The organism is Corynebacterium ulceribovis DSM 45146 (genome assembly GCF_000372445.1).
GTDB classification, from domain to species: Bacteria; Actinomycetota; Actinomycetes; order Mycobacteriales; family Mycobacteriaceae; genus Corynebacterium; species Corynebacterium ulceribovis.
Genome location: NZ_AQUY01000004.1, coordinates 15,567 through 33,484, shown reverse-complemented (window position 1 = coordinate 33,484; position 17,918 = coordinate 15,567). Strand labels below are relative to the sequence as shown.

The window sequence follows — 17,918 nt, the reverse complement described above, 5'->3', positions numbered from 1 at the left end:
TTCTACAAGCTGTCGGCATTGCGGTCAGCGTCGCCGTGATTGGCCGGCGCATCCTGCTGACTTTGTCGAACTCGGGTGATATTCCGAGCCAGACCCCATGCCATCGCAACCAACAGTACGACGATAACGCCCACGAGCCATAACAGTTCGCTGGCCGAACGCGTGCTCATGGTCACAGGTGCCGAAATCGGCACTTTACCGGGCGTCACCAGCGTCACCGTGAATTCGCCACTATCTACCTTCGGCACTTCTTCCGCCGGCATCGGCAGCGGAATCGAGCCACGCGCCGGAATAAGCTGCGGCATATCCACCAAGCTGCTGCCCGCATGCGCCGCACTGACCTGCAGTTGCGCTCGCACCGGCAGCGGCAGACCATTACTAGCCACAATCATCAGCGGCGTTGACTTCGACGCCCGGGTGTACACACTGCCCGGCGGCAATAACCGCACCGAATTATCCACCTGCTGCAGGATTAACTCACTGTCCTGCACAATGCTTGTTGACGAATTGTTGGCGACCGAATGCTGCGAGTAGACGCGGCGATGACGGTCAGTGATAGCTGTGAGCACATCCAGCCGCAGGGGCGTGACAAACCCAGTGCGAGTCAGTGCGATATCAGGCGTATTCACCATGATGCTGCTGAGTTTGGTCTGTGCCCGAGCCAGTCGCTTCGCCCGAGCCACATGTCCATTCGGCAGCGGGTTCGGATCGTTGTTCACCGAGTTCAGCGTCGCTTTCTTCGTGGCCTTGCTTTCGTCAATAAGCACCTGGTGGAGCGGTGCAGCGGTGACCTGCCGTTCATGCAGCAACGTCCCCACGGCGCCTAACCAGGTGTTCAGGTCGGCGCTGCTGGCGCTCCACATCGCCGGTGGCATCGCCACGATTCGGCGCCGGTTTTCGGTAGCATCGGCACTGGTCAGCCGGAGAATTCCGACGGCATTGTTCATCCGAGCGACCGCGGAATCATCGTCCAGGAATGAACGAGAGACCAGCGGGCTGTAGGGCGCAGTTTCTGGGAACTCGCCGGTGCCTGCCAACGCTGCGCCCAGCGGGGCTTGGAAACCGATGGCGGTGATGCCGTCGTCGATAGTGCCCGATGGCCTGCTCAGCGCGGCGTCCGCCAGCAGCACGGATACGTCCTGGGATAGTTCAGGTTCGGTGCCGGTGATAATCGATTCAAAATTCTGGTCAAACCCAGCCAAACCTCGGGAGGTGGCCTCCGCGGTGGCGGGTTCGACGCCCGCGTACTTCAGCACCCGTAGATTTGGGCCGGCAACGGTGCCCGTAGCCGGAATGACAATATTGCGCTGCGACTGCACCTCCAGAATCTGATCGAGCACCGTAGCGCCTGGAGCGAGCGCCGTCAGGGACAGCGATGGATCTTTAATGGTGGCTAGCGCGTCAATATTTGCCGATTGTGCTGGCAACGGCACCACACACATCTGCTGTGCGAGCGTGCGCAAGTCAGTCAGCCAACTCTTTGCGGCGGCGCTGCCGGTGCCCGGAACACTATCGACCTTATTCGGGTCTTGGCCCCACGAATCTCGCAATCGGACCGTCTGCGGCACTGGCGAAGGGCGATGCTCAGCAGTGACGTAGCCCTTCGCCATTCGGCTGGCCGTCGACACCAACACCGGGTCGATGGCTAGGCACGACGCGTTCTGAACATCCTTCGGAGCGGTGGCCATCGCCGTCACCAGGTTGTGAAGGCGGCCGGAGTCAGTGAATTCCTCCGAGAGGGATTCATCTTTGAGGATCAGCTCGGGGCTGCTCGGCGCCGTGCCCGTTTCACCTGGGACGATATTGACGTTGGCGGTCAGCGGCCACAACATCGTAAATGGCGCTGGCCGCTTCGGATCCCGCTCCGACTCGGCTACCGGTACCCCTGGTTCGGGTTCCGTCGCAGGTGCTTCAGAACCCGGGGTTTCGGTTTCGGAAGCTGCGCCCGCGGCAGCCGGGCCGACCGTCAACAAGGTCCGGGCATCGGCGAGAAAAGCATCTTGAGTTTGGTCACCGAGCCGACCATTGGCATTCACCGCGAAGCCGTACACGCCCGCTTCGGACAGTCCCAACCCAGTGGGGCTGGGCGCACCAACGGGAATCTCTAGTGTGAACTCGCGGGTTTCCTGCGGTGATAACTTATCGACAACCGGTTCAAAAGCGGTGGTGTGCACGTAAATTGATGCGGTATCAATCAGCGTGGTCTGAGCGTCCGCGGGATCGGCAAGCGAATCCGTTGCTTCAGAACGGACAATGATGTCCGAAATATCCTGATCTGTAGTGTTCGTCAGAGAAAACTTCACTGACACCGAACCATCGACCGGTACCGCAGTGGAATCGATGGATGTGATGTCAAGGTCGATGGGACGGTCCGCAGCTGCCGGACGAACGGCAGTGTTTGCCCACGCAGCCAAGTCAGTGCTTTGACTGGAGGACTGGCCCGGGATCGACTGTTGGGATTGAGCGGTGGCGGTCGGGATCGGCGTCAACAAGCAAAACAACGCAGTGGCTGCCGCAGCTGAAACACTGCACCGCAACCACCGCACACCTGGGTTTTGGCAGGTCAACGTGGTGTCGCCCTTCCGGCTTCTTTCTCCGCTCGGGCGAGATCCGGCAACAGGTCATGCGCGCGCCGAGCAAGCTTGCGTTCATCAGCATATGCCAGCTTTTCCAGCAACGCACTGACCGGAATCCAACTGACCTCAGTGACCTCCGGGTCCTCATCGTTGAGATCGCCGTCCACGAACCGCAGTAGATGGTGATGCACCGTCTTGTGAATGCGGGTGCCCTCCGACACGAACCAGTAATCAATGGTGCCGAGGTCCGCAAACACCTCGCACTCGATGCCGGTTTCCTCCCACACTTCTCGCTCCGCGGTGGCGCACTGGTCCTCACCAGGCTCAACATGGCCCTTCGGCATCGACCACAACAGTCGGCCACGACGATCCAGCCGACCAATCAGCGCCACATAAATCCGATTCAAATCGACCGAACCGTCGGCGCGGACCGCTTCCGCCATCCCCGAGACCACCAAACCACCGGCAGACGTCTCATCCGAGGTTTGCATCCGCTGGCGGGACGGCCGCTGAGGTTGCGAACGACCGCGGTTGCGCTGCTGCCTGCGGTTTTGCCCCTGAGGTCCGCCACCGCGACGACGACGGGACCGATTCGACTTCTTCCGCGGCTGCTCGCTACCCGAGGTGGAATCGCTGGCGGAACTGGTTTTGGCGGAAGTGGAGCGCGAAGTGGAACCAGCACTGCCTACTGCAGCAGTATCGGACTGCTGCGATGACTGGGACTTATGCGCCTGTTGGGCCTCACCAGACTGCCTACGGGAGCCGCCGCGGCCACGTCGACGACGATTCGGACGCCGCCGCGATCGCTGACCGTCACCTTCCCCGGCAGCTGGACGGCCCTTGTGCTCACCAGATTGATTCGCGCCGGTCTTCTGCTCACCAGACGATCCCCGACTGCCCTGGTCAGCGGCACTTTCGCCACTGGCGTGCTGCTTCAGGGTGTGGTTGCTGCTTGCGGCGCCGCTTGGGCGGGAGGAACGCCGACGAGAACGCCGACGGCGACGTGGTGCCGCACCGCCCGGCTGCTTAGTCTCATCATGTTCACTCATTCCGTATAGAATACCGCGCCTGCCAAACGGGAGTTGGGTTGGCTCGCCTCGGTAAGGTTGGGGCGTGAGCAATTCCGGAAACAATCCCCACCCAACCAGCGCGGCGACCGACCCACAGCAGACCATGGCGCTGCTGGCCCGGGCCCAACAGGCGCTCCGCGCCCACGACGACACCCTGGTGCCACTCGCTCACCGCTTCGAAACCGCAGGCTATGAACTGTACCTAGTCGGCGGATCGGTACGAGACGCCCTGCTGGGGCGACTAGGCCACGACTTGGACTTCACCACCAATGCGCGGCCGGAGGCAATCTCCGACATCCTCACCGGCTGGGCAGATGTCGTGTGGGACACCGGTATTGAATTCGGCACCGTCAGCGCCGAAAAGAACCACGCGCAGATCGAAATCACCACGTTCCGCGCCGACCAATACGACGGCCAATCCCGCAACCCAGAAGTCACCTTCGGCGATAGCTTGGACGCGGACCTGATTCGCCGCGACTTCAAAGTCAACGCCATGGCGGTGCAACTCTTCGGCAACGGGGACCAGAAATTCCTCGACCCAATGGGCGGACTGCAGGACCTCGAAGCACGGCTGCTGGACACCCCCGGCACCCCAGAAGACTCCTTCAATGATGATCCGCTGCGCATGTTGCGCGCCGCCCGCTTCGCCAGCGCCCTGAACTTTGCGCCGGCGCCGCGGGTCGTTGCCGCAATGACGGATATGGCGTCGCAGATCGATCGGATTACTGCCGAGCGAATCCAGGCGGAATTGAACAAACTGATGCTGGGTGAAAACCCAACCGCAGGCCTGGAATTGATGGTGGATACCGGACTGGCAGAACGATTCTTCCCAGAAATTCCGGGCATGCAGATGACCCAAGACGAACACATGCAGCACAAAGACGTGTACGCACACTCCCTGCAGGTGATGCGCCAAGCCATCGACCTGGAAACCGACGGCCCTGACCTGGTGCTGCGCTGGGCCGCGCTGCTGCATGACATCGGCAAGCCAGCGACTCGTGCGGCAAAACCTGGCGGCGGCGTCACCTTTTATCACCACGAAGTTGTTGGGGCGAAGATGGTACGCAAGCGTTTGCGTGCCTTGAAGTACCCGAAGCAGGTTATTTCCGATATTGGTCAGCTCGTGTTCCTGCACCAGCGTTTCCACGGCTACGGCGAAAGCCAATGGACGGACTCTGCGGTACGGCGCTATGTCACTGACGCCGGACCGTTGCTGGAGCGGCTGCACAAGCTGGTTCGAGCGGACTGCACCACTCGGAATAAGCGCAAAGCAGCGCGTCTGCAACGCATCTACGACGACCTGGAAAACCGGATTGAGGAACTTGCCGCGCAGGAAGATCTGGCGAAGATCCGCCCGGATCTCGATGGCAATGAAATTATGCAATTGCTGGACCTGAAGCCAGGGCCAGAAGTGGGCGCAGCATGGGGATTCTTGAAGGAACTGCGCCTAGAGCGCGGCCCGATGGAACGCGAAGACGCCATTTTGGAGTTGAAGAAATGGTGGGTTTCGCGCGAAGAAGGCAATTCCTGACACAATGACGGTGTGGAAATGAATGATGGACTATTTGCGGACCGACTGTTCAACGCGCTGGATCGGCAGGACCCTGCCGCCGGAATGTTGCTGGTCGCCGCCCCCGGCATGCTCGCCCCAGAGTTCGCCCGCTCTGTGGTTTTCCTCATCGAGTACGGCCCTGACGGCGCCCTCGGCGTGGACCTGACTGCTCGCAGCGAAACCCCGCTGCACAATGTCATGCCCGAATGGGAATCCATCGCCACCGCACCAAAGGTCCTGTACGTGGGCGGGCCGGTCTCCCGCACCCTGCCACTGTGCCTGGGCGTATCAAAGATGGGCGCCGACATTGCCGCCAATGAATGGCTGGAGCCATTGGGCAACCGCTTTGTCATCGTTAACCTCAACGGCACCGCCGCTGAAGTAGCCGATGACCTGCAGGGTTCCCGGGTATTTGCGGGGTATGCCGGTTGGGACCCAGGACAGCTTAATGACGAAATTGAACGGGGCGACTGGTATGTCACTCCGGCGCTGCCGTCTGACATTCTCGCGCCGGGTCGAGTCGATCTGTGGGGCGCTGTCATGCGCCGTCAAGAAATGCCGCTGCCGCTATACGCCTCTTTCCCAGTGTCGGTGCGCAGTAACTAGGCGGCGGGCTGCTCTTCCGGGTGCGCTAGCGCATACTGTTTCGCGTAGCGCGCCGCCAGCCAGGAGCACATCATCAGCTGAATCTGGTGGAACAACATCAGCGGCAGAATAATCAGGCCAAGGGATTGGCCCGCGAAAATAACTGCTGCCATCGGCAGACCAGTAGCTAGCGACTTCTTTGTGCCACAGAACTCAATGGCGATCTGGTCGCCGCGGTTAAAGCCCAGCTTCATCGCGCTGTAGCGGGTCAGCCACAGCATGAAGGCAACCAGCACCACCGACAGGACACAGACAAAGAGCAGCTGCCATATCGGCACGGACACCCAAATGCCATCCACGACACCTTCAGAGAAGGCGGCGTAAACCACCATGGCAATGGAAATACGGTCGAACTGTTTCGTCAGGCTGTTGGAGGCAAATTTCGCTGTCCACTTTCGGGATAGCTGGCCAACCACGAACGGCAGCAGCAGCTGAATCGCCACGTCCAAGAACACTTGACCGGAAATCACCAGGCCACTGCTGCTGGACATCAGCAGCATCACCAGCACTGGCGTGAGCACCACACCTAGCAGATTCGACGCCGACGCCGACACAATGGCACCGGCGACATTGCCACGCGCAATCGACGTGAATGCTACCGACGACTGCACTGTCGACGGCACCAAGGTCATATACAGCAGGCCCAAGTACATTTCTGGGCCCACAATCGGTTCCAAGCCCTTCATGGCAAGGCCCACGACCGGGAACACCAAGAAGGTGAACACCAAAATAATCAGGTGCAACCGCCAGTGCTTAAACCCCTGCTTCGCCTCCTCTGGCGACAAGCGGGCGCCGTATAGGAAGAAGAGGAAAGCAATTGCCACTGTGGTGGCCACACCAAACCCGTCGGCGAACTCACCGCGCGCGGGCAGGAAAATAGCAATGACCACGGCCAACAGAATCAGCACAATGAGCGGATCCGGGCGGTAGTTACGCATTCGGGTCAGGATGGTGGTGTTACTTTCTGTTGCTGCCATTAGCCCAGTATTGTTAATTCTGTGCCGAATTTCCGCCTAATGCGCGCTTTAGCGCATCGCGGTCAACGGCAGGGGCAGGGGCTGCAGCAGTGCTCTGACCTGCATCACTTCCGCAGCCACCGTCGCCGCAGCCACACGAACCCGAGTCGCAGCCATCGGAGTCGGATTCCTTTTCGTCAATAAGCGCAACGGTGCGCGCACCCATCGACGCGCCGACACCAAGGAAGACCACCGCAAGCAACAACGCTACTGCGAAGAACACCCACAACCAGCCGGACACCCGCAGTGCAACAACCCCCGCGACGAGCAGGGCACCAGCGGCACCAAACCACATTGGGGCGGCGACTTTATGTGCGATGGTCCAGTAGCGTTCGTTCTTGCGGGCTGCTTCAGTGCGGATACCCAAAATATTGTTACCAGGGAGTTTGCCCTGCATCGCCAAGAATGCGACCACGGCCAGAGCAAGGGCCAAAACAAAAATGATTACGGCAAGCACAGTCATGCGTCCTAGCCTAATCCGCGACTTGGCTGGGATTGAATCCGTGGCCGCGGCAGCACCCTACTATGCTGTGCAGTTATGACCACTTCCAGCGAGGCACCTTCGTACCGTTATTCGCCAGAGCTGGCCGCGGAAATTGAGACCCGCTGGCAAAGCTACTGGACCGACAACGCGACCTTCCAGGCACCAAACCCAACCGGCACGCTGGCACCAGCCGCCGGGGACGACCTGCCGGACAACAAACTCTTCGTGCAGGACATGTTCCCGTACCCATCCGGGGCGGGCCTGCACGTCGGGCACCCGCTGGGCTATATCGCCACCGACGTTTACGCACGCTTCCACCGCATGCAGGGCACCAACGTGCTGCACACCCTCGGCTACGACGCTTTCGGCCTGCCAGCCGAGCAGTACGCCGTCCAGACCGGCACCCACCCCCGCACCACCACCGAAGCAAATATTGCGAACATGGAACGGCAGCTGGGTCGCCTTGGCCTCGGCCACGACAAGCGCCGCGCCGTCGCCACCACTGACCTGGACTTTTACCGCTGGACTCAGTGGATTTTCCTGCAGATCTACGGCGCCTGGTTCGACCCGCGGGAAAACAAAGCAAAGCCAATTGACACGCTCGCCGCGGCCTATGCCGACGGTTCCTTCCCACTGCCGGAAAAGTACGAAGGCCGCAGCTGGGATGAACTGAACAATGTGGAACAGGCCGACGCGCTGGACGCCCACCGCCTCGTCTACCACTCCGAATCGACCGTGAACTGGTGCCCAGGCCTCGGTACCGTGCTGGCAAACGAAGAAGTCACCGCCGACGGCAAGTCCGAACGCGGCAACTTCCCAGTGTTCCGCCGCAACCTGAAGCAGTGGATGATGCGGATTACCGCCTACTCCGACCGCCTGATCGACGACCTCGACGACCTGGACTGGCCGGAGAAGGTCAAGGCCATGCAGCGTAACTGGATTGGCCGTTCCCGCGGCGCCGAAGTCGACTTCCAGTGCCAGGGCCACAAGCTGACCGTGTTCACCACCCGCCCCGACACCCTGTTCGGTGCCACCTACATGGTGCTTGCGCCAGAACATGAGCTTGTTGACGAATTGGTGGCCGGCGGAACCGGAAACTTTGACGGGATTGATGAGCGCTGGACCTACGGCGCCAACACCCCAGCGGATGCAGTGGCCAAGTATCGCGCTGCCATTGCCGCAAAGTCGGACCTGGAACGTCAGGAAAACAAGGAAAAGACGGGTGTTTTCCTGGGCACCTACGCCATCAACCCAGTCAATGGCGCCGAAATCCCAGTGTTTATCGCTGACTATGTGCTGACCGGCTACGGTACCGGCGCGATTATGTCGGTGCCAGCGCACGACGACCGCGACTACGAGTTCGCCGAAGCTTTCGGCCTGCCAATCGTGGAAGTTGTGGCGGGCGGCAATATTTCCGAAGCTGCGTTCACCGAATCCGGCACCGCAGTGAACTCCGCTAATGACCAAGGCCTAGACATTAACGGCCTGGATATGGCTGCCGCGAAGGCGAAAACCATTGAGTGGCTGGTGGCAAAGCAGCTGGGTGTGGAGAAGATTCAGTACAAGCTGCGCGACTGGCTCTTTGCCCGCCAGCGTTACTGGGGCGAACCATTCCCAATCGTCTACGACGAAGATGGCGTGGCGCACCCACTGCCTGATTCCATGCTGCCGGTGGAGCTGCCGGAAGTGGAGGACTACCAGCCGGTGACTTTCGAGCCGGATGATGTCACCTCCCAGCCGCACCCGCCGCTGGCGAAGGTCACCGACTGGGTGAACGTCACGCTGGACCTCGGCGACGGTCCGAAGCAGTACACCCGCGACACCAACGTGATGCCACAGTGGGCCGGTTCTTCCTGGTACCAGCTGCGTTACATTGATCCGACGAATCAGGATGCGTTCGTGGACATTGAGAATGAGCGCTACTGGACCGGTCCACGCCCAGCAGAACACGGCCCACAAGACCCAGGCGGTGTTGACCTGTACGTCGGTGGTGTGGAGCACGCGGTGCTGCACCTGCTGTACTCGCGCTTCTGGCACAAGGTGCTGTTTGACCTGGGCCATGTCTCCTCGTGGGAGCCATACCGCCGCCTGTTCAACCAGGGCTACATTCAGGCGTTTGCCTACACCGACAGCCGCGGCGTGTACGTTCCAGCCGCTGAGGTGGAGGAGAAGGACGGCAAGTTCTTCTACAACGGTGAAGAGGTCACCCAGGAATACGGCAAGATGGGTAAGTCCCTGAAGAACTCCGTGTCCCCGGACGACATTTGCGACAATTTCGGTGCCGACACCCTGCGTGTTTACGAAATGTCGATGGGCCCGTTGGATACCTCCCGTCCGTGGGCGACGAAGGATGTTGTTGGTGCGCAGCGTCTGCTGCAGCGCGTGTGGCGCCTGGTGGTTGATGAAGCTACCGGTGAGCTGCGCATTTCCGATGCGGTGCTGACCGATGAGGACAATAAGGCTGTGCACCGCGCTGTCGCTGGCGTGACCGATGACTACGCGAACCTGCGGGATAACACCGCGGTGGCGAAGATTATCGAGTGCGTGAACTACCTGACCCGCGTCTACGCCAACGAGCCGGCCACCCCACGCGCCGCTGCCGAAGCAGTGGTGCTGATGTTGGCCCCAGTGGCACCGCACATTGCGGAGGAACTGTGGTTGCGTCTGGGCCACACCGACACTTTGGCGCATGGCCCATGGCCATCCTTCGAAGAGAAGTGGCTGGTCGACGACTCGGTTGAGTACCCAGTCCAGGTCAACGGTAAGGTCCGCGGTCACCTTGAGGCGCCAGCCGATGCCGACCGCGATGCCGTTCAGGAGCTTGCCTTGGCTGATGAGCACATCCAGTCCCTCATTGCCGGTAAGAACCTGGTCAAGGTGATTGTGGTGCCGGGCCGCATGGTGAACCTGGTGGTTAAGGGGTAACCGACTGCCCGGCGGCCAATCCGTCATTAAGCAAAAATAAAGACCTGCAGGAGGAATCCTTCCGCAGGTCTTTGGGCTTATTGACGGTTATTTACCGCAGTGGCAGCCCCAAAATCGCAAACTGGGCGGTCGAGGTGATCCACAGCAGCGATACCGGAATCAGCAGCCATGTGATGGCCAGCCACGGGGTCCATTTCTGGTAGCGGGACCACTTGACGTAGCAGATCCACATGGCGCCGAAGGTGCCGCCGAGGGCGATGGCCGCTGGGATAAGTGGGAATGCGAGTTCGAAAGTGCGGCTGCACATGAAGCTGGAGTAGCCGGCGTCGCAGTTTGGGCCACCGACGGCGCGGCCGATGAACGCGATAATCATCGCAGACACCAAAATGGCGACCATAGTGCCAATGGCCCAGAAAATGGCTTGACGGCGGGACTTTTGTTCCAGCTCTAGGCGTAGCAGTGGGTCAAAGTCTAGGTCGGCTTCGCTGATTTTGCCCGGCCGATCTTGGCCACCGAGTCTGCGCTTCGGCTTCGGGGCGTCGTCATTGTGATCATGAGGCGTTGACATACCCCCGAGCCTACCTATGCTGGGGTGACGTAGATAGGGGTGGGGCAATGCCGCAGGATCTGCGAGGTGCTGGACCCAATGAAAACGCGGGCGAATGGGCCGAGTGCCGACGAGCCGGTGACCAGCAGATCACCCTTCTTCCACTTGACGGTATCCAATGCCGCCGCCCAGTTTGGGCCGGAACCAATCTCAGTTTCCAGATGGATGTCGGGGTAGCGGGTGAGTGCGCGGTCGCGGCCCCGGTCGAGGGTGGCCATTGCTTGCTCTTGCCATTCGACCATCAAATTGGAGTCATTGCCCATCGGGGCGTCCACTGGGCTGAACGCGGCACCGGAAGGAACGAAGGCGAGCAGTCGCAGCGGCAAATCCCACGCCATCGCCATGTCGGCGGCGCGAGCTAGGGCAGTGTGGGACTGAGCAGTGTCGACGTAAGGGCAGCAGATGCGGGTGATGCCACGTTTCGACAGCTTCGGGTGACGCGGGGCCAAGCCAATCGGAATCGGGGAGTAGTGCAGTAGCGCATCAGCGGTCGAACCCATCCGGAAGTAGCCTTTGGCTGCAGAACCATGGGAGCCAAGGATGATGAGGTCCGCGTCGAAGTCGGTGGCGGCTGTGGACAAGCCAGCAGCTTCGGAAGTACCAGTGACAGCGACAGTGGGTTCGTCATCGAGGGCAGACTTCGGTACGCCAGCTTCCTTCAACGCGGCGCGTGCGGCGGCGGCGGAGCGGTCGGCTTCCTCTTTGGCCCAGGTGTCGAAACCGGAGAGGACACTGAGGACCATCGGCCAGGTACGTGGGATAACCGTAGCGACGCGGATGGTCACCGGCCCAGTGCGAGCCAGCCAAGCGGCGTAGTGAAGTGCTTCAGTGCCGGCGGATTCGGGGCGCCAGCCAACAAGGATGCGCTGCGGGACACCGTGGCTCACCGTGGGCCTCCCAAGTGGAGGCTCAAATGCAACCTACGAGTGCGCTTCCTTAGCGTTCGGCTTTCCATAATTCTCTAGCATGTCACGAATAATTGGAATTGCCGAAACCGCCCGTTCAAGTTGTTCACGGTCCAGACCAGTGAAAAGCGCACGGAACAGTCGATTACGTTCTGCCCCAACACGATTGAGTTCTTCGTGGCCTTTGTCGGTCAGCTTCACCTGTACGCCACGGCGGTCTTCTACGTCTCGGACTCGGGTGACCATCCCCAGCTTCTCTAGCTGATGAATCGCGTTAGAGGCCGTCGGCATCCGGATCGATTCTGTTTGGGCGATTTGGCTGATTCGGCATGGTCCGACATCAGCGAGAGTGGACATGATCGACAGCTGCGCGCGGGAAATCGACGACTCCTGGGACACGCGGGTGTACAGCAGTTCCAAGCGAGTGAGCATTGGGCGGATCTCGTTGGCGAGGAGATCTTCGATTTCCGCGTCGCTCATTTTGCTGAGCGTGGCATCGTCTGGAAATGCAGCGTGGTCGGTCATGACGGAAAGCACTTTCGTTGGTGGACTAAAACTACTTATTTACCATAGTGCCACCAAATAATGTTATTGCTAGCAAAAATGTTGGCGATCCGGAAATAATGGGGTGAATGTAACCGTCGCCACTTGCTGCACAACTACGAAAACCGCAGCACAAGTTGGCTGCGGTTTTGCTTGTTGGCTACTTGCTTTTCAGCGAAGTAGCAAGGGTGCGGCTATTTCTCGCCGCGGATAAACGCTTCCAGGTTCGCGCGGGCAGTATCGTCCGCGATCTGCTTCGGCGGCGACTTCATCAGGTATGCCGATGCGTCGAAGATTGGGCCACCAATTCCGCGGTCCAGTGCAATCTTCGCTGCGCGGATGGCGTCAATGATGATGCCAGCCGAGTTCGGGGAGTCCCACACTTCCAGCTTGTATTCCAGGTTTAGTGGCACTTCACCAAAGGCAGTACCCTCCAAGCGGACGTAGGCCCACTTGCGGTCGTCGAGCCAGTCAATCCAGTCCGATGGTCCGATGTGGACATTGCGGTCATCGATCTTGCCGGCCAGCGGTCCGGTCAGGTTCGAGGTGACTGCCTGGGTCTTCGAGATGCGCTTGGAGTCGAGGCGTTCACGTTCCAGCATGTTCTTGAAGTCCATGTTGCCGCCGACGTTCAGCTGCAGGGTGCGGTCCAATCGCACACCACGGTCTTCAAACAGTTTCGCCATCACACGGTGGGTGATGGTGGCACCAACCTGGGACTTAATGTCGTCACCAATGATCGGCACCCCGGCGTCTTCGAACTTCTTTGCCCATTCTGGGTCGGAAGCAATGAACACTGGCAGGGCATTGACGAAGGCAACACCAGCGTCAATAGCGCACTGTGCGTAGAACTTGTCGGCCTGCTCGGAGCCCACCGGCAGGTAAGACACCATCACATCGACCTTGGCGTCCTTCAATGCCTGCACCACGTCCACGGCTTCCTTGCCGGACTCTTCCACGGTCTCGCGGTAGTAGCGGCCGAGGCCGTCCAAGGTTGGGCCGCGCTGGACCTCAATGCCCAGGGTTGGCACATCGGCGATCTTGATGGTGCAGTTTTCTGACGCATTGATTGCTTCGGACAGGTCCTTGCCGACCTTGACATCATCAACATCGAATGCAGCGACGAACTCCACATCGGAGACGTGGTAGTCGCCGAAGCGGACGTGCATCAGACCGGGGACGGTGTCGGTGTCCTTTGCGTTGCGGTAAAACTCGACGCCCTGAACGAGTGCAGAAGCGCAGTTGCCGACGCCGACGATGGCGACCCGAATTGGGTTGGAAGACATGAGACTCCTTTGAGGCATGATTTCTGTGGTATTTACGCTATACCTATCGGGCATAAAAACGATATTTGTGCTGTCTTTATTCCCGCTTCTTAGAACTGAGAAGCTTTTAAGCAGACTGGGTTGGGCGGTAGAATCGCAGCTGTGTTTGTCAAAAAGGACGAGCTGGACCGGTCATTGTTGCGCACTACCGTTCTTCGGCAGTGGCGCGCCGGTGAAGAAGTAACGCCGGCAGTGATACCAGCTGACCGGCAGCTGATTAACTCTGCTCGAGATCTCGGTGTACCCTCCGAGAAACCGTGTCCGGTCTGTGGAAGAGACAGCCTTCGACTCGTATTGTGGGTATACGGAGAGCATCTCGGGCAGATATCCGGTACTGCTCGTGCCCTTGTTGAAGTTGAACAGTTAGTGGCTAATTTCGGGGAAGTGACAGTCCACGAAGTCGAAGTCTGCACCTCATGCAGGTGGAACTTTTTGCTACGAGCAGCAACTGCCATCGCTGGCTAACCACGTCAGCACAACCAAGTTTGAGGTAAAAATTCGTGTCACCATCTAATCCGGGAAACCAGGCGGGCCGTAGCGGTGCGCCACGGAAGAAGCCTAATTCCGGCGCGTCCGGAACGTCGCGGTCGAATGCGACGGGTTCCCGCTCGGGCGGCCAGCGCCGCACCCAGCCAAAGAATGGGCCGAAGAATGGGCCGAAAAACGGTACTGCCAAGAGCACAAACCCGAAGGGTGGTGCTCAGCGCAAGGGGCAGAAGAACGCGCCAAAGAAGAAAAACGTCGGCAAGCAGGTGCTGGCATGGTTCGCACTCTTCGTCGCGGTCTGCGTCACCATTCCGTTGGTGACTTTTGCGGTGGCGTACTCCACCACGGAGGTCCCCGAGCCAGAGGATTTGGTGAACAACCAGGTCGCGACGATTGTCCAGGCAGACGGTGAAACCGAAATTGCTCGCGTGGTGCCCGAAAATGGTAACCGCCGCACAGTGGAACTGTCTGACATCCCAGTGCATGTCCAAAACGCAGTGCTGGCCGCTGAGGACCGCGAGTTCTGGACTAACCCGGGCTTTTCTCTGACGGGCTATGGCCGTGCAGCTTTGGGCGTATTGACGGGTAGGCCATCGTCTGGTGGCGGTTCGACCATCACGCAGCAGTACGTGAAGAACGCGATTGTCGGCAACGACCACTCCTACGTCCGTAAGGCCAAGGAGCTGGTGATGTCGGCGAAGATGGCTAACGAATGGTCTAAGGAAGAGGTCCTTGCGGCCTACCTCAACACCATCTACTTCGGTCGAAACTCCTATGGCATTGGTGCTGCGTCACAGGCCTACTTCGGTAAGCCAATTGAGAAACTGACGATGGAAGAAGGCGCAGTGTTGGCGGCGTCGATTCAGCGGCCATCACAGCTGGATCCGTGGCACAACCGGGCAGAGGCTGAGCAGCGGTGGAACTATGTCCTTGACGGCATGGTCTCCATGGGTGTGCTGGAAGCGTCGAAGCGCCATGCTTCGGAGTACCCGAAGGTGGCGGACCCAGAAAAGACTCGGAAGACCGTTGAAGTTAAAGGTACGAATGGTTTGATTCGGGACCGAGTGCTCGCGGAGCTCAATGACATTGGAATCACTGAGCAGCAGCTCAACACCAAGGGTTTGAAGATCACCACCACTATCGATTCGAAGGTGCAGGAATCGGTGTTGGCTTCTGTCAATGACAACACTCAGGGTCTTGCCGAAGGTGTTGAAAGCGCAGCAGTGTCGATTGATCCTCGCACCGGCGCGGTACTCGGCTACTTTGGTGGCCGCGATCCGAATGGTTGGGACTACGCCAACTCGGGGCTGCAAACCGGCTCGACTTTTAAGATTTTCGGTTTGGCAGCGGGCCTAGCCCAAGACATTCCACTGTCGGCGATGTATGACTCTTCCCCCGTGCAGACCGGTGATGCAACCGTCAACAACGTGAGCGGTCAGTCTTGCGGTACCTGTTCAATTTCGCAGGCACTGAAAATGTCCTTGAACACAAGCTTCATTCGCTACCAAAAGGACTTCAAGAATGGTCCTGCTGACACTGCTGCGATGGCGCACAAGCTGGGTGTAGCGGAGTCGATTCCTGGTATCGAGCACACCCTGGTGGAAGAAAATGGCCAGTCCTATGAGGGCGTAATTCTGGGCCAGTACCAGTCCCGTCCAATGGATATGGCTTCGGCGCTGTCCACCTTGGCTAACGAAGGCGTGTACAACCGTCCGCACTTTATTTCCAAGGTTGAAGATGCCACCGGCGAAGTCCTCTTCGAGTTCGTCAAGGATGAAAAGCCAGACCGTCGGGTGAGCGCAGCGGTGGCCAATAACGTCATGGATGCGATGTTGCCGATTGCACAGTACTCCGGCACCCCGCTGGCTGGTGGCCGACCATCGGCCGCTAAGACCGGTACCGCTCAGCTGGGCGATACCGGCACCAACAAGGATGCCTGGATGATTGGCGCTACCCCGCAGCTGGCGACCGCTGTGTGGGTCGGTTCGACCAACGGGCAGCCGCTGGTTAATGAGTGGGGCGGCATGATGTACGGCGCTGGCGCGCCAGCCTCCATCTGGAAGCAAGTGATGGATACGTCGCTAGCAGACCAAGAGTTCCAGTCCTTCCCAACGCCAGAGGCTATTGCCGGGCAGGCTGGCCGCTACGATTACGTACCGCCGGTTGACAACTATCCTGAAGATTCTGACAGTGAGGAGCCAAGCGATTCGTCCGAAAGCTCCTCGGAAAGCACGCCGGGACGTCGCCCAGGACAGCCTGGCCGCGGAAACGGTCCGAGCCAGCCGGGTGACGGTGGCGATGAGCCAGCTCCGGCTCCGGAACCAGCGCCAGCGCCACCGAGACTAAACGACATTCTCGACGGCTTAGGACTTGCAGGCTAGACCAATGACGAACTTGCCATTGCCTGTCATTATCACCATTTGCAGCGTCGGGATCGGGTTCTTGCTGTGGGGCACCGCCTTTGCGGGGTACTACCTGCGGTGGGGACGAAAAGCAGTAATCTCCCTGCTGGTTATTGCCACCGTGTTTGTCACGCTCGTGCCGGTGTTTATTGCGGTGTTCTTCGCCGCGACATCGAGTTGATGACCTGAACCAAAACCCTCTGGGCGGCCCTGTAGAAGCTACGACACTTCTGCAGCTTGGCCGCCTTTTTGGGATTAGGGGGAAGCGGGGGAGATGGGGTAGGCTGGCCAAGTTGCTGACGCAACGACCCTCCTGTCACCCGCAAAAGGCGAGTGGCCGATTCAAAACACTAGACCATAGGAGGTGATGAGGTCCGTGCGTCAATACGAAATGATGATGATTCTCGATCCAAGCTTGGATGAGCGCACCGTTGCCCCGTCCCTGGATAAGTACCTGGAAATCGTCCGCAAAGAAGGCGGCTCGATCGACAAGGTCGACATCTTGGGCAAGCGCCGTCTCGCTTACCCAATCGAGAAGAACGCTGAAGGCATCTACGCCGTCATCAACATGACTTGTGAGCCAGCTGCAGTGCTGGAACTTGATCGTGTTGTGAACTTGGCTGACTCCACTCTGCGCACCAAGGTGCTGCGGACTGAGCGCTAACAGAGCACACTAGGAAGTACAACTACTTCGTAGTGATCTCTTTGAAAAGTAGCTAGAACCTCAGGAGGAACACATGGCACAGGGAGATACCAACATCACGGTTGTCGGCAACTTGGTTGCTGACCCAGAGCTTCGCTTCACCCCCAACGGTGCGGCAGTGGCTAACTTCCGGATTGCATCTACCCCTCGTCGATTCAATTCCCAGACCAACGAATGGGAAGACGGCGAAGCTTTGTTCTTGACCTGCAACATCTGGCGCCAGGCAGCGGAAAACGTTGCCGAGAGTTTGACTCGGGGCATGCGCGTTATCGTCACTGGACGACTGCGTCAGCGCTCCTACCAAACCCGTGAAGGTGAAAACCGCACGGTGTTTGAAATCGAAGTTGATGAGGTTGGACCATCCCTGCGTTACGCGACCGCACAGGTCACCCGTACCCAGGGCGGCGGTGGCGGCAACCGTGGCGGTGGCGGCGGAAACTTCCGCGGCAACTCCGGCGGCGGTCAGGCCCCACAGCAGAACCAGTCCTCGGGCGGCTTCGGCTCGCAAGCGCCGTCAGATGACCCATGGAACTCTGCACCACAGGCTGGTGGCGGGTTCGGTGGCATGGATGAAGAGCCTCCGTTCTAACTCGTAGATTCTGCGCTTACTTTTCACACGATTATTTTCCACACTTCACCCGACTGGGTAGAACCAGTTAGGTATCAAGCGAAAGGCAGG

The 17,918-nt window shown here is 59.4% G+C and carries 16 protein-coding genes; 8 read left to right on the top strand and 8 right to left on the bottom strand.

The window, feature by feature from the left end; all coding sequences use genetic code 11:
* Positions 1-2: 2 nt before the first annotated feature.
* Positions 3-2,492 (bottom strand): hypothetical protein, encoded by a 2,490-nt coding sequence (locus A3EC_RS0109995; RefSeq protein ID WP_156812931.1) that lies wholly within the window; start codon positions 2,490-2,492, stop codon positions 3-5.
* A gap of 71 nt (positions 2,493-2,563) precedes the next feature.
* Positions 2,564-3,625 carry an NUDIX hydrolase gene (locus tag A3EC_RS0109990; RefSeq protein WP_018025049.1) on the bottom strand — a complete coding sequence of 354 codons (1,062 nt, stop codon included), beginning with the start codon at positions 3,623-3,625 and terminating at the stop codon, positions 2,564-2,566.
* 124 nt (positions 3,626-3,749) lie between these two features.
* Here A3EC_RS0109990 and A3EC_RS0109985 point away from each other — a divergent pair, with 124 nt between their 5' ends.
* Together A3EC_RS0109985 and A3EC_RS0109980 are read left to right on the top strand one after the other, a co-directional pair.
* Positions 3,750-5,177, top strand: coding sequence for a CCA tRNA nucleotidyltransferase (locus tag A3EC_RS0109985; protein WP_051061074.1), 1,428 nt, complete (start codon positions 3,750-3,752; stop codon positions 5,175-5,177).
* An 18-nt stretch (positions 5,178-5,195) separates the two neighbouring features.
* Positions 5,196-5,804 (top strand): YqgE/AlgH family protein, encoded by a 609-nt coding sequence (locus tag A3EC_RS0109980; protein WP_026162401.1) that lies wholly within the window; start codon positions 5,196-5,198, stop codon positions 5,802-5,804.
* On the opposite strand, the gene A3EC_RS12120 is transcribed toward A3EC_RS0109980, so the two are convergent.
* Complete coding sequence (locus tag A3EC_RS12120; RefSeq protein WP_018025046.1) at positions 5,801-6,820, bottom strand: bile acid:sodium symporter family protein; 1,020 nt, start codon at positions 6,818-6,820, stop codon at positions 5,801-5,803. The two genes, A3EC_RS0109980 and A3EC_RS12120, sit on opposite strands and share 4 nt — an antisense overlap.
* 13 nt (positions 6,821-6,833) lie before the next feature.
* Positions 6,834-7,322: an SdpI family protein gene (locus tag A3EC_RS0109970; RefSeq protein ID WP_018025045.1), complete on the bottom strand. Its 489-nt coding sequence runs from the start codon at positions 7,320-7,322 to the stop codon at positions 6,834-6,836.
* A 75-nt stretch (positions 7,323-7,397) separates the two neighbouring features.
* On the opposite strand from A3EC_RS0109970, the gene leuS reads away from it, so the two are divergent.
* Positions 7,398-10,268, top strand: a complete 2,871-nt coding sequence (gene leuS, locus A3EC_RS0109965) for a leucine--tRNA ligase (protein ID WP_018025044.1) — start codon at positions 7,398-7,400, stop codon at positions 10,266-10,268.
* A 91-nt stretch (positions 10,269-10,359) separates the two neighbouring features.
* Here leuS and A3EC_RS0109960 read toward each other — a convergent pair whose 3' ends face one another.
* The 4 genes from A3EC_RS0109960 to A3EC_RS0109945 form a co-directional block, all read right to left on the bottom strand.
* Positions 10,360-10,836, bottom strand: a complete 477-nt coding sequence (locus A3EC_RS0109960; protein ID WP_018025043.1) for a hypothetical protein — start codon at positions 10,834-10,836, stop codon at positions 10,360-10,362.
* 14 nt (positions 10,837-10,850) lie between these two features.
* Positions 10,851-11,762 (bottom strand): universal stress protein, encoded by a 912-nt coding sequence (locus A3EC_RS0109955; protein ID WP_018025042.1) that lies wholly within the window; start codon positions 11,760-11,762, stop codon positions 10,851-10,853.
* Positions 11,763-11,795: 33 nt separating this feature from the next.
* Entirely contained in the window at positions 11,796-12,305 is a 510-nt protein-coding gene (locus A3EC_RS0109950) for a MarR family transcriptional regulator (protein ID WP_018025041.1), read from the bottom strand.
* Between the two features lie 212 nt (positions 12,306-12,517).
* On the bottom strand, positions 12,518-13,609 hold the full coding sequence (locus A3EC_RS0109945) for an inositol-3-phosphate synthase (protein ID WP_018025040.1): 1,092 nt from the start codon (positions 13,607-13,609) through the stop codon (positions 12,518-12,520).
* Positions 13,610-13,750: 141 nt separating this feature from the next.
* Here A3EC_RS0109945 and A3EC_RS13075 point away from each other — a divergent pair, with 141 nt between their 5' ends.
* From A3EC_RS13075 to A3EC_RS0109925, 5 genes are all read left to right on the top strand, one after another.
* Positions 13,751-14,113 (top strand): DUF5318 family protein, encoded by a 363-nt coding sequence (locus tag A3EC_RS13075; protein ID WP_083880031.1) that lies wholly within the window; start codon positions 13,751-13,753, stop codon positions 14,111-14,113.
* A 35-nt stretch (positions 14,114-14,148) separates the two neighbouring features.
* A complete protein-coding gene (locus tag A3EC_RS0109940; protein WP_018025039.1) occupies positions 14,149-16,515 on the top strand; it encodes a transglycosylase domain-containing protein in 2,367 nt (788 codons plus the stop codon).
* A 4-nt stretch (positions 16,516-16,519) separates the two neighbouring features.
* Positions 16,520-16,717 (top strand): hypothetical protein, encoded by a 198-nt coding sequence (locus A3EC_RS0109935; protein WP_018025038.1) that lies wholly within the window; start codon positions 16,520-16,522, stop codon positions 16,715-16,717.
* Positions 16,718-16,912: 195 nt separating this feature from the next.
* Positions 16,913-17,200 (top strand): 30S ribosomal protein S6, encoded by a 288-nt coding sequence (gene rpsF, locus A3EC_RS0109930; RefSeq protein ID WP_026162399.1) that lies wholly within the window; start codon positions 16,913-16,915, stop codon positions 17,198-17,200.
* 73 nt (positions 17,201-17,273) lie between these two features.
* Entirely contained in the window at positions 17,274-17,828 is a 555-nt protein-coding gene (locus A3EC_RS0109925; RefSeq protein ID WP_018025036.1) for a single-stranded DNA-binding protein, read from the top strand.
* Positions 17,829-17,918 lie beyond the last annotated feature (90 nt).